Consider the following 12,482-nt stretch of genomic DNA (forward strand, 5'->3'; position numbering starts at 1 on the left):
GGGTTGGGTTGAGGCAGGTGTGACAGCGTTTCTCTGATTCAGGGCTTGCTCGCCGCCGTGACGCTCTTGATGAGCGCGACATGCGCGGGAACGAAGCGGCCGGCTGCGTCGATGGGCATGTCCAGCGTGAAGAGGCCGCGCGCGGCTGATGCGTCGGCGATCCAGGCACGAAGCTGCGCGGCCGTGAATCGCGCTGGCGCGTCGCGGCCCCACGAGGCGGTCAGCGGCGTCAGCACGTGCAGGACGAGTTCCGAGGGCGGGCCGGTCAGGTGCGGCGGCGGCTGCATGTATTCGCCGGCCATCAGGTTCTGGCAGGGGGCCGACTTCGCGCTGAAGCGCTCCGCGCCTTCGCCCGCGTTGAAGGCCAGCCAGCGGTTGGTGGCGCCCGCGCGCGCGGCGCTGCACAGCATCTCCCAGCCGGCGGGCGTGATGCCCTTGGTGTTGTAGGTGCCGTCGAACCACCAGCCGCTGGCCAGCGCGCCATAGCGCTGCGACCAGTCGCGGATCACGCTGGACCACGCCGCGATGAAACGGGCCGGCGGCGGCTCCTGCTCCGACACGTCGCCCAGGCAATCCATGAGCGCGCGGTCGGCCTGCGGCGCACGGAACGGCAGGTACAGGATCAGCGCGATGCCCCGGCTGCGCAGGGCCCGGCCGATCTCCAGCGGCAGGTCGCGCGGCGGGCGGTTTGCGGCGCTGGCCGGGCAGAGCACCTCCAGCGCCGCGTTGGGCGCGATGTACTGGCCGCTGTTCTGCCCCAGCGTCAGGATCAGGTGCGAGACGCGCATCTCCGCCAGCGTGGCCGCGAAGGCTTCCACGTCGAAGCGCCTGATCTCGCCGATCGATTGCTTGTCGGGCAGGTAATGAACCATCACGCCGAAGCCCGGCGTCGGCGCCGATGCGGGCTGGGCATGGGCCGCCAGCGGCAGCGCCACCGCCACCGCCAGCAGCAGCTTCGCGATCAATCGCACGACGTGCGGCAGGCATGCGGTCATGGCACGGCCCCCGCGAGCGAAAGCGTGCCGCGCTTGAGCATCAGGTAGCGCCTCGCGACGTTGGCGGGTGCGCAGGTGCCGGCGTGCACCCACGCCGGGCGGGCGTGCTCGTGGTGCGCCAGGTACTGCGCGATCTGCTCCGGATCGTCGCCGTCGCTGCCCGCGAAGAAGGCGTAGTCCGCGAACAGCTCGCGGTGCACCGGAATGTCCGACAGCAGCAGCGGCACCCCCAGCGTCGCCGCCTCCGCCGCCGAGAGGTTGAAACCCTCGAAGGTCGAGAGCGAGATGAAGGCGGTGGCGCCCTGGTACAGCCGCAGCAGCTCGTCGCGCGGCACCAGGCCGCGGTGCCGAACGTACTCGCGCACCTCGGGCGACATCGCCGACACCATCCGCTGCACTTCCGCCGCACCGTTGCCGGTGATGTCGAGGTAGTCGACCAGCCCGGCCGCCTTCATGCGCTCGAAGAGCGCGAGGATGCCGGCGAAGTTCTTGTGCGGGTAGTAGTGGTAGGCCGCGATCAGATAGCGCGCGCCGGGCGCCGTGACGGCGGCCGGGGCGACTCGCGGCGCGTCCACCGGGTTGAAGATGACGCTGGAACGCGCGCCGCGGCCGAAGTGGCGCTCGAAGTCGCGCTGGCTGCTGCGGCTGATGAAGACCACGTCGGCCGCGCTGCGCGCCGCGCGCCAGAGATTCCAGTCGAGGAAGAGCCGCTTGAGGCGCCCGAAATACTGCGGATAGGCCTTGTACTGCAGGTCGTGCACGATCACCACCGAGTCGCGATGCCGCCCCAGCAGCGTGAGCGGCAGGTAGTAGTTGGGGAACATCGAGAACAGCTGCTCGCCGGTGATCAGCGTGCGCAGCCGGTGGAAGTTGTAGAGCAGCGTGTCGAGCACGAAGCGGCTGATCTTCAGACGCTGCGCCAGAGCGAAGAGGCGTGGATGCCGTTCGCTCACCGGCACAACGCGGTCGTCGGGCGAAAGCCGCATGTGGCGCAGCAGCACCTGCGACACGTTGAGCACGCCGCCGGCTGCCTTGTTGAGGCGCACGGTGTCGTAGTAGAGGTAAGCGGCCATGGGTACTTCTTTCTTTTCTTTCTTCTTCCTTCATGCGCTCGGCAGGCGGCGCCGCACCACGCGCGTCATCGCGCGGCGGGTGCGGGAGCTCAGAGAGCCCGCGATGAATGCGGCGATCACGCCCGAGGCCGCGAACGGCCCCCAGCCGAGGATCGGGCCGCGCATGAACGGCACGTAGGCGGCCAGCAGCACCAGCGCCGCCAGGTAGGAGCCCGACACCGGCCGCCCGGCCTGGACGGCGCGGTCCACCGCCCGGAAGGCGGCCGATACCGCGAAGCCGAATAGCGCCGGCCCTGCCAGGCCGAAGTCGAAATACGCCGTGGTGAAGGGCGGCAGCGAGAGATTGGCCTGCGAGAAGTTGCCGAGGATGGCCGACCAGCCCAGCGGGTCGAAGTCGGGAAACATCTTCAGGCTGCGCGGCAGGAAGAACGAGAAGGCCGACAGCAGGTAGCGGCCCCAGCCCAGGTCCGGAATGGGCGCGCGCTCCAGGATGCCCGCGACGACGAACATCGCGTCGAAGTCCTGGCTGAAGGGAAAGGTCCGCAGCTCCTCGCCCCAGATGCTGCCGCGCGAGATCAGGTTCAGCACCGGTCCCAGCCCCGCGATGGAGCCGAAGATCAGGCCCGCGAGCAGCCAGCGCCGGCTGCGCGCCAGCGCATGGACGAGCAGCGGCAGCAGCCCGATCAGCAGGACTTGCCGGGCCGTGTTCACCGGGTTGGCCGCGATCGCCGCCAGCCCGAAGGCGATGCCCGCCACGCCCCACGACCACAGCGTGCGGCGGCGCAACGCCTGGATGGCCAGCGCCACGAAGCACATCAGCACCACCAGCTTGGGCAGCGTGGAATAGAAGATGAAGTCGATGGCGAGGTTGTTGTCCTCGCTGCCCAGGCCCGCGACCCCACGCGCCACGAAGTTGAGCTCCGGCTTCACCAGCAGCGCGGCGAAGGCGAACACCGCGCAGCCCAGCAGCAGCAACTGGGCGTTGGCGAGCTCGGCCATGCGGCCGTCGCGCCGCGCCATCGCGTCGGCGGGCGCATCGCGCTCCCCCAGCCGCGCGGCCTCCACGCCCGCCATGTAGAGCAGCAAGAGCATCAGCGCCTGCGTGTGCGAATCGGCGCGCATCACGCCCGCGTCCCAGAAGTCGATGTCGTGCGATATCTGCATCGCCGGCGCGATAGAGAAGTAGGTCAGGATGGCCGCGTAGTGGATCAGCAGGAACACGCTGCCGCCGGCCGATCCCAGCATCGCGATCTGCACCAGCGACAGCACGAACACCGCCGCGTAGCCCCAAACCGGATCGACCAGGCCGCACAGCGCGGCGCAGACGATGCCGGACCAGAAGGCGAGGGGGCGCATGGCGGGCCTGCTGTGTGGGGATGGAAGCCGCTCGTGCCGCTTTCAGGCCTCGATGCTCTGCGGCGTGTGATAGCCGTGACGCTGCAGCAGCGCCTGGCGCTTGGCCAGTTCGAGATCGCTGGCCACCATCTCGGCGATCATCTGATCGAGGGATATCTCCGGTACCCAGCCGAGTTCATCCGCTGCCTTCGAGGGATTGCCGCACAGTGTTTCGACTTCCGAGGGGCGGAAGTAGCGCGGATCGACGCGGACCAGCACATCGCCCGGGCAGACCGCAGGTGCGTCTTCGCCGGTGACATCGGCGGCGATCGCCACCTCGTCGATGCCTTCGCCCTCGAAGACCAGGGAGATGCCGAGTTGCCGCGCGGCGCGGGTCACGAAGTCGCGGATGCTGTATTGCGCTCCGGTCGCGATCACGTAGTCGACGGCCGTGGGCTGCTGCAGCATCAGCCACTGCATCCGTACGTAGTCCTTGGCGTGGCCCCAGTCGCGCAATGCGTTCATGTTGCCGAGGAAGAGGCACTGTTCGAGGCCCTGCGCCACGTTCGCCAGGCCCCGCGTGACCTTGCGGGTCACGAAAGTCTCTCCGCGGCGCGGACTCTCGTGGTTGAACAGGATTCCGTTGCAGGCGTAGAAGCCGTAGGCCTCGCGGTAGTTCTTGGTGATCCAGTAGGCGAAGAGCTTCGCCGCACCGTAGGGGCTGCGCGGGTAGAAGGGAGTCGCTTCGCTCTGGCGGGACTCCTGCACCTGTCCGTAGAGTTCGCTCGTGCTGGCCTGGTAGAAACGTGTCTTCGATTGAAGGCCCAGGAGCCGGATGGCCTCGAGCAGGCGCAACGCGCCCAGGCCATTGATGTCGGCCGTGTACTCGGGACTTTCGAAGCTGACGGCCACATGGCTCTGCGCCCCCAGGTTGTAGACCTCGTCGGGCTGCACCTCCTGCATGATCCGGGTGAGGTTGCTGCCGTCGGACAGGTCGCCGTGGTGCAGGTGCAGATGTCGCTGCGCCTTCGAATGGACGTCCGAGTAGAGATGGTCGATGCGTCCCGTGTTGAACTGGGAGGTCCGCCGCTTGATGCCGTGCACCTCGTAGCCTTTTTCGATCAGCAACTCGGCAAGATAGGAGCCGTCCTGGCCGGTGATGCCGGTGATCAGAGCGCGCTTAGACATGTTCGATCTCCTCGGTGAGGCGGGTGGATGCCTGATAGGCGGAATAGGTACGGCGCAAACCCTCGGCGAGCGGCACGCGGGCCTTCCAGCCGATGGCTCCCGCGCGGGACACGTCCAGCAACTTGCGCGGCGTGCCCTCGGGCTTCGTCGGGTCGTAGCGGATGTCTCCGCGGTAGCCGACGACGTCGCGGATCAGTTCCGCAAGCTCCGAGATCGACACGTCCTCGCCGGTGCCGAGGTTGATGTGGCTGCGCATCGGGTCCGTCTGAAGCTCGTAGGCCGCGCGAGGCAGGTTCATCACGGCGATGCACCCTTGCGCCATGTCGTCGACGTAGAGGAACTCGCGGCGTACCCGGCCGCTGCCCCAGATCTGCACGCTCGGCGCATCGTCCAGCTTCGCCTGATGAAAGCGGCGGATCAGCGCCGGCACGACGTGGCTGTTCTCGGGGTGATAGTTGTCGCCCGGCCCGTACAGGTTGGTCGGCATCACGCTGCGGTAGTCGACGCCGTGGCTTTCCCCGTACTGCCGGTTGTAGCTCTCGCACAGCTTGAGCCCGGCGATCTTGGCGATCGCGTAGGGCTCGTTGGTCGGCTCCAGCCTGCCGTCGAGCAGGTATTCCTCGTGTATGGGTTGTCCTGCCAGGCGCGGGTAGATGCAGCTCGAACCGAGAAAGAGAATCCGCCTGATGCCTGCAAGAAACGCCTGATGCGTCACGTTCGCCGCGATCATGAGGTTCTCGTAGATGAATTGCGCCGGATAGCTCGTGTTGGCATGGATGCCGCCGACCTTGGCAGCCGCCAGGTAGACCTGGTCGATCTGCTCGTCCGAGAAGAAGCGGCCTACGGCTCGCTGGTCCAGAAGATCGAGCTCGGAGCGCTGGCGGCAAACCACCTCGTGGCCGAGCCCGCGCAGCTGGCCCGCCAGGGCCTGGCCGACCATTCCACGGTGTCCCGCAACAAATATCCGCATATGTTCTTTCGGTAGGGAATCGAAGCCGATCAGCGCGACCCGCGCGCGCCTGTCACCACCCCGAAGGTCTTCAGCAGGATCACGAAATCCCGCCACAGCGACAGGTGCGCGACGTACTCCGCGTCCATCGCGGCGCGGCGGCGGTAGCTGATCTCGTTGCGCCCGCTGATCTGCCACAGGCCGGTGATGCCGGGGCGCACGGCGCAGTAGTGGTCCCAGTAGTCGCCGTACAGGTCCTTCTGCGCGAACATGCAGGGGCGGGGGCCAACCATGCTCATGTCGCCCTTGAGCACATTCCAGAACTGCGGGAACTCGTCGATGCTGTACTTGCGCAGGAAGGCGCCGAAGCGGGTGATGCGCGGGTCGTTCTGCAGCTTCTGGTAGACGGCCCATTCGCGCCGCGCGGCCTCGTTCTGGCGCAGGTGGCGCGCCAGCACCGCGTCGGCGTCGGCCACCATCGAGCGGAACTTGTAGAACTTGAAGACGCGCCCGCCCTTGCCGTAGCGCGGCTGCATGTAGATGGCCGGGCCTCCGGAGGTGTAGAGCACGCCGAGCCAGACGAGCGCATAGGCCCAGCCGAAGAAGAGGAAGAAGGAGCCGGCCATCAGGATGTCGGCCATGCGCTTGGCGCGGCGCAGCCAGGGCGCGCCGCCCAGCGGCATGTAGGGCGCCGTGTTGGCGGCCGCGGTGCCGACGCCCGGATTGCCGGGCCCGTGCCCGGTGGAGGAGGTGGATCTGAGCGTGTTCATGATTCGGCGTGCTCCGGTTCGATGCGCCTGGGCATCACGGTGTCGGCCGTGTCCAGCTGGTAAGCGGGATCGCGCCGGGGCGCGGGAGCGGCGGCGGTGGTCGTCGGGGCATAGCCGTAGTAGCCGTAGCTGTAGCTGCGGTTGCGGCGCTGCGTGGTGTCGACCGCGTTGAACACCACCCCGTGGAAGGCCGCGCCAACGTGGGCCAGCCGCTTGCTGCTTTCGAGCAACTCGCCCATCTCGCTGTTGTCCGCGCGCGCCACCAGCAGCACGGTGCCCATGCTCGGCGCCATGGCGGCGGTCTCGGAGGCCAGCAGGGCCGGGGGCGCGTCGATCACCACCACGTCGTAGCGTGCCGACAGCAGCGCCAGCGCATGCGCGAAGGTGTCGCTGGTCATCAGGCCGGCCGGGTCCGGGTGCGGCGTGCCGGCGGACATCACATCCAGGTAGGGCAGCACCTGGTGGTGGATGGCCTGCTCCAGCGGCACCTCGCCGTTGATGACGTCGGCCAGGCCGTCGCGGCGCTGCAGGCCGAAGTCTTCGGTCAGGGTGCCGCGGCGCAGGTCGCCGTCGATCAGCAGCACGCGCTTGCCCGACACCGCCAGCAGCGTGGCGAAGTTCGACGACACGAAGGTCTTGCCCGCGCCGGCCGTGGCGCTGGAAATCAGGATGCGGTTGTTGGGCGCGCCCACCATCACGAACTTGAGCGCCGTGCGCAGCCTGCGCAGGCCTTCGAGCGCCGGGTCTTCCACGTGCAGCGCCGCCAGCACCTTGACGCCGGGCTTGCCCTTGCGCACCGCGCGGTCGAGCACGCGCTGCTGCGTGCTCAGCGGGATGCTGCTGTACACGTTCAACCCGGTGATCGCCTCGATGTGGTCCGGACTCTCGATGGAGCGCTTCAGGTTCTTGCGCGCCAGCGCCGCCGCGCCACCGGCGAAGAGGCCACCGGCCAGCGCCAGCGCGACCACGATGACCGGCTTGGGCCGCACCGGCTTCTCGGCCACCAGCGCCTGGTCGAGCACGCGCACGTTGGCCACCTTGCCTTCCTTGGCCAGCCGCATCTGCAGCGAGCTGTTGAGCAGCGTCGCGTAGAGCTCGGTGTTGACCTTGATGTCGCGCTGCATGCGCACCGCGTTCTGCTGCAGCATGGGCATGCGGCGGATGCGGCCGTCGACCGCGTCCAGCTCCTTCTTGAGCGAGGCGATCTGCGCGTCCAGCGTGCGCACCATGGGGTGCTCGGCGGTGAAGCGGCCCACCAGCTCCAGCCGCTTCTGCCTGGCGTCGAGCAGCTTGGTCTGCAGGTCGGCGTTCTGCGACAGGGCGTTGCGGGCCTCGTCGTCCAGGTTGATGGTTCCGTTCTGGTTGCGGTAGCGGTTGTAGGCGTCCTCGGACTGCTCCAGCTGCTGCTTGAGCTTGGGCAGCTCGGTGCCCAGGAAGCTCAGGGCGCGCTCGGCCTGCACCGTCTTCTGCTCGATGTTCTGGCGCACGTACAGGCCGGCGATCTCGTTGAGCACCGCGGCGAGCTGGTTGCGGTCCTCGGCCTGCAGGCTGACGTCCATCACGCCCGATTGCTTGCCTTTCTCGACCACGCGCAGGTTGCGCTGCAGGCCCAGCAGCGTCAGCTGCTTCGAGTGGCGCACCAGCTCGAAGGCCCCGCCGGGGCGGGCCTCGAAGGAGCCCACCAGCAGGTGCAGGTTGCCGCCGGGCACGGTGGCGTCCAGCGGCGTGCCGGCGGTGCCGTGCAGCGGCGACTCGAGCTCGGGGCTGGTCAGGGTGTAGTTGCCCTCGGTGCCCGCGACCAGCGTGAACTTCTTGCCCTCCAGGGCGGGCGGCACGTCCATCTGCGCGACGGCGATCTGCTCGGTGCCCGAGACATAGTTGCCCCAGCCGAACACGCCCGGCGTGGAAAGCCGGCTCGAATGCCGCGCCAGGAACTCACCCACCACGGGTATGTAGAGCGGCTTCGCGCCGATGTACAGGCGGGTGTTCTCCATCGCCTGGCCCAGCACCATGCGCGAGCGCAGGATCTCGGTCTCGCCCGCGGTCGGCGTCTTCACGCTGATGCCGCCGCCTCCGTTGGCATCGCCCGGAAAGTTGCCGCCCGAGCGGTCGGGGTCTTCCACCTGGATCAGGATGTTGGCCTCGTACACGCGGGTGCCGAAGAGCGCGTAGCCCACGCCCGCCAGCAGCGCCAGCGCCGTGATGCCGGCGATCAGCCAGCGGTTGTCCACGAGGATGTCGAAGTACTCGTGGAAGCGGGACTCGCGGGGCCACGCCGTGGTTTCGAGCACCGTCACTGGGGTGCCCGCGGGCGCGGGAAGCGACGGTTGCCAGTGCGCGTTCATGGGGTTCACCTTTTGCGTTGGCGTTGTTGCTGTCCGGGACTGGCGAGGCGCCTAGCGGCGGGCCGTGTCGCGGGCGAGGTTGACGACCTGCGCGGCCGGCAGGATCAGGCTGAACACGCGGCTCCAGCTCACCAGCGGCACGCGGTCGACGTACACCACGTCGCGCGGCTGCAGCTCGAAGCGGTCGGCCAGCGCGAGCGCCACCGGGTTCTTCGCGTTGAGGTTGAAGACCTGCTGCACGTCCAGGTTGTCGGGCGAGTTGCGCACCACGTAGATCTGGCCGGGGTCGGAGGTCGCGAGGTCGGGCCCGCCTGCATCGCCGAGCGCCTCGTTCAGGCTCAGCCGGCCGTTGTTGCGCATCTGCAGCGCCGACGGCGCGCGCACCTCGCCCATCACGTAGACGCGGCTGTCCTCGCGGGTGCCGACGTTCACGATGTCGCCATTGCGCAGCGGAATGCTGTTGGGGTCGGCGCCCATCGCCTGGAGCATCGGCAGGTTGATGACCGTCGAGACGCCGCCGCGCGTGAGCGTGACGTTCGCGCGGTCGCCGGCCTGGGTGAAGCTGCCGGCGCGGCTGATGGCCTCCGACAGCGTCATCGGCACGTCGGTGAAGATCTGCAGGCCCGGCGCGCGCACCTCGCCCTGCACGTAGGCGCGCTGGCTGCGGAAGGACTGGATGCGCACCGTCACCTGCGGGTCCTTGATGAAGGACTTGATGCGCTGCGCGATCAGCTCCGACGCGCCGCTCTCGGTCAGGCCCTGCACCTTGGTGCGCCCGATGTACGGAAAGAAGATCTCGCCCTTGGCGTCGACGATGAAGCCGGGCGCCACGGTCACCCCCGTCGGGTCCGACTGCTGCGCGATCACCGCGCCGGCGTTCGGCAGCAGCTCGGGGTGGTCGTACACGATGATGCCCACCACGTCGCCCGGCCCGATGGTGTAGACCGGTGCCGCGGTGAACAGGCGCTTGATGTTCTCGGGCACGCCCTTGGGCCGCTGCGCGATCTGCGTGCGGATCAGGTCGGGCGTGATCGGGATGATCTGTCCGGTGCTGCCCGAGGCCGTGCTGTCGCCGTTGGCGCGGGTGAAGCCCAGCGGTGCCACCGAGCCGAATCCCGGAGCGCAGCCCGCGAGCATCACCAGCCAGATCGAGACCAGCATGGCCAGCCCGAACCATCGCAGCCGTGCCTGCGCTGGCGTCCGGGCCAGGACCGCGGACGGTTGCGTTCCGCGTGCTTGTGTCGCTGGATCGTGGCGTTGCATGGTGATCTCCTTGACGGCTGGTTGTGGCGGGTGGTGCAAGGCGTGAATGAATGGTTCGGCGTGGAGCTCTGTCAGAGCGCGGCCCAGGTGGTCATGGCCGGTTCGGGACTGGCGGGTGCCCGGCTGCTGCCCTGGCTGCGCCGCTCGGTGCCGCCGGCCAGGCAGCGCTCGGCGACCCAGTCGCCCACGCTGCGCAGGAAGAGCTGCTGCCCTCTCGCGGTGCACACGGTGTGATCGACCTCGCCGAGGAACTCGTACTGCAGCCCCTGCGCGAAGGGCTTGCGGGCGAAGGCGCCGAGCTGGTCGCGGCCGCGGTCGCACACGTGCAGCGAGCCCGAATACAGCAGCTGCATCGCCACGTTGCGCTCGGCAAGGCGCTGCAGCGCGGCGCCGAACCAGATCGCGTTGGCCTCGGGCGCGCGCCTTTCAGCGAAGAAGCCCGGCAGGGGCGTGGTCGAGTGGCTGCGCAGAAAGTGCCGCTGCAGCCAGCGCCTGGCCTTGCCCGGAAAGGACGGGTGCGCGGGCGCGGCCAGCGCGCGGCGCAGGTTGCGCTCCAGCCGCGCGCGCAACTCGGGAAAGGCGAATCCGTCGAACAGCGACAGCCCCACCACGCGCCGGTCGGCCAGCGCGGCCGACATGGCGTGCTCCACGCCCGAGCACATGCCCACGATCACGAACTGGTTCACGCCCAGCGTGCGCTGCGCGGCGTCCATGGCCGCCTTCAGGCTGTGCACCGCGCGCACATGCAGGTCGGGCGAGGTGGCCAGCGCGTCGCTGTCGCCGATGCCGCCCAGGTCGAAGCGCAGGCTGCCCACGCCGCGCGCGGCCAGCAGGTGCGCCAGCTTCACGTTGATGCGGCGCGGCCCCACCCGATGGTTGGCGCCCATGTTGAACATGAGGCAGGCGGTGCCGCCGCGCGCCGGCCGCGCAGGCAGCGTGAGCATGCCCATCAGCGCGTCGCCGGGCCCGAACTGCAGCGGGGCCTGGGCGATGGCGCCCGGAAGCGTCGTGGTCGGGTCATTCATGAAGAGCACCCTGCAGGCGGTTGAGCGCATCGGCCGGGACCATCGCGCTGTTGGGATAGGGGTCGGAAGTCCAGTCGAGCTGGTGGCTGAAGTACGCGAGGCGCACCGGCATGTGGCGCGACTGCTGGTCGGCCGCCCACTGGGCGATGCGCTCGTCGTCGGGGCCGGCGAGCACCAGCGTGTCGTGCAGCGCGGTGAGCGGCAGCGACTCGGGCACCAGCGCCGCCAGCTGCGCGCGCAGCGCGGGCGAGAGCAGGGTGCCCAGCGCCTCCTCGGGCATCGCCTCGGGCTCCTGCAGCAGGCTTCGGCGCCATGCCAGGTCGGGAATGCAGAAGGTGGTGTCGATGGCGGCCACGTGCTGCTCGCGCAGCAGCCGCGCATAGCTGCGCCCGTCGATCACCGGCTCCCACAGCACCAGCCGCACGGGGTCGCAGCGCCCGCCGCGCGCCGCCAGCACCGCCACGGTGGCACCGAGCCGCGCGCCGATCCACACGATGGAAGCGCCGGGCGCGCGACGCCGCAGCTCTTCGTGCGCCGAGCAGAGGTCGCGGCGCCAGCCGTCGAGCTCGCCCTCGACTTCCTCGCCCGGAGAATCGCCAGAGCCGTAGAAGTCGAAGCGCAGCGTGGCAATGCCCGAGCGCGAGAGCCGCTCGGCCAGCACCTTGAAGAAGCGGTGGGTGCGCAGGCCCTCCTGCCCGAAGGGCGGGCACAGCAGCACGGCGGTGTTGCCGCCGGCGCTGTCTTCCTCGGCGGGATGGAACACGCCGAAGAGCTGCCGCGAGGCCGGCCCGAACATGATCGGCTTCAGGTGGCTCATGCGTGCGCCTCCAGCAGGCGGCCCGAGTGGCTGGCATTGCCGGCGCGCGCCTCGGTCTGCCGCCATTCGGCGATGGAACCCACGCAGTCCATCCGCTCGGGCGCCGGGCCCAGCAGCAGCCAGAGGATGCGGCCCGCCACCGCAAGCTCCACGCTGCGGCAGTCGGGCTCCAGGCCCACTTCGAAACTCTGCGACGACACCAGCAGCCCCACGCCGATGGCCTTCAGGCAGGCTTCCTTGCGGGTCCAGCAGGTCAGGAAGGCGCGGTCGCGTTCCTGCGCGGGCAGGGCGGCCAGCGCTTCCTGCTCGCGGCGGGTGAAATGCTCGGCCGCGAGCACCGCCGCGTCGGGCACCGGGCGCAGCAGCTCGATGTCGGCGCCCAGCGGGCCGCGCCCGCCGATGGCGATCAGCGCCAGCCCCTGGCTGTGGCTCAGCGAGAACTGCGTGCGCGCATGGCCGGTGAGCGACGGCTTGCCGAAGGAGCCCTTCGACAGATGCAGCTCGGCGTGCTGCAGGCCGGTGTACTCGCTCAGCGCCTGGCGCAGCGCGAGGTGCGAGGCCACGTAGCGCTGGCGGTCCACCGGCGAGCGGAAGCTCTCGGCGCGCTCGCGTTCCTCGTCGGAGAGAACCTGCTCCGACGGAAGGCCCGCGAACCTGTCCAGGTCGACGTACAGGCACAGCGGCACGTCGATGGAAAGCGGCTGGGGGGAATGGCCGGCCAT

11 protein-coding genes are annotated in these 12,482 nt (G+C 69.3%); all 11 read right to left on the reverse strand.

All coding sequences use genetic code 11. From position 1 onward, the window contains the following. Positions 1-38 precede the first annotated feature (38 nt). The 11 genes from ABL844_RS15960 to ABL844_RS16010 all read right to left on the reverse strand — a co-directional run bounded on the left by ABL844_RS15960 (position 39) and on the right by ABL844_RS16010 (position 12,482). The gene (locus ABL844_RS15960; protein ID WP_418131862.1) at positions 39-995 is read right to left on the reverse strand and encodes a hypothetical protein; all 957 of its coding nucleotides are present in this window, start codon (positions 993-995) and stop codon (positions 39-41) included. Beyond that, positions 992-2,068: a glycosyltransferase gene (locus ABL844_RS15965; protein ID WP_418131863.1), complete on the reverse strand. Its 1,077-nt coding sequence runs from the start codon at positions 2,066-2,068 to the stop codon at positions 992-994. The genes ABL844_RS15960 and ABL844_RS15965 overlap by 4 nt, the downstream gene beginning before the upstream one ends. 30 nt (positions 2,069-2,098) lie before the next feature. Then, entirely contained in the window at positions 2,099-3,424 is a 1,326-nt protein-coding gene (locus ABL844_RS15970; protein ID WP_126019686.1) for a hypothetical protein, read from the reverse strand. Between the two features lie 42 nt (positions 3,425-3,466). Then, the gene (gene gmd, locus ABL844_RS15975; RefSeq protein ID WP_184637979.1) at positions 3,467-4,591 is read right to left on the reverse strand and encodes a GDP-mannose 4,6-dehydratase; all 1,125 of its coding nucleotides are present in this window, start codon (positions 4,589-4,591) and stop codon (positions 3,467-3,469) included. Next, entirely contained in the window at positions 4,584-5,531 is a 948-nt protein-coding gene (locus ABL844_RS15980) for a GDP-L-fucose synthase family protein (RefSeq protein WP_418131864.1), read from the reverse strand. The genes gmd and ABL844_RS15980 overlap by 8 nt, the downstream gene beginning before the upstream one ends. 59 nt (positions 5,532-5,590) lie before the next feature. Beyond that, entirely contained in the window at positions 5,591-6,310 is a 720-nt protein-coding gene (locus ABL844_RS15985) for a sugar transferase (protein ID WP_126019695.1), read from the reverse strand. After that, positions 6,307-8,655: a polysaccharide biosynthesis tyrosine autokinase gene (locus tag ABL844_RS15990; protein ID WP_418131865.1), complete on the reverse strand. Its 2,349-nt coding sequence runs from the start codon at positions 8,653-8,655 to the stop codon at positions 6,307-6,309. The genes ABL844_RS15985 and ABL844_RS15990 overlap by 4 nt, the downstream gene beginning before the upstream one ends. Positions 8,656-8,706: 51 nt before the next feature. Further along, positions 8,707-9,918 carry a polysaccharide biosynthesis/export family protein gene (locus ABL844_RS15995; RefSeq protein ID WP_418128151.1) on the reverse strand — a complete coding sequence of 404 codons (1,212 nt, stop codon included), beginning with the start codon at positions 9,916-9,918 and terminating at the stop codon, positions 8,707-8,709. A 71-nt stretch (positions 9,919-9,989) separates the two neighbouring features. Then, positions 9,990-10,943: a hypothetical protein gene (locus tag ABL844_RS16000; RefSeq protein ID WP_184637971.1), complete on the reverse strand. Its 954-nt coding sequence runs from the start codon at positions 10,941-10,943 to the stop codon at positions 9,990-9,992. Next, positions 10,936-11,760: a serine aminopeptidase domain-containing protein gene (locus tag ABL844_RS16005; RefSeq protein ID WP_418128152.1), complete on the reverse strand. Its 825-nt coding sequence runs from the start codon at positions 11,758-11,760 to the stop codon at positions 10,936-10,938. The genes ABL844_RS16000 and ABL844_RS16005 overlap by 8 nt, the downstream gene beginning before the upstream one ends. Further along, positions 11,757-12,482: a 4'-phosphopantetheinyl transferase family protein gene (locus tag ABL844_RS16010; protein WP_240650485.1), complete on the reverse strand. Its 726-nt coding sequence runs from the start codon at positions 12,480-12,482 to the stop codon at positions 11,757-11,759. Before ABL844_RS16010 ends, ABL844_RS16005 begins: the two co-directional genes overlap by 4 nt.

The organism is Variovorax sp. 278MFTsu5.1, assembly GCF_048305045.1.
GTDB classification, from domain to species: Bacteria; Pseudomonadota; Gammaproteobacteria; order Burkholderiales; family Burkholderiaceae_C; genus Variovorax; species Variovorax guangxiensis.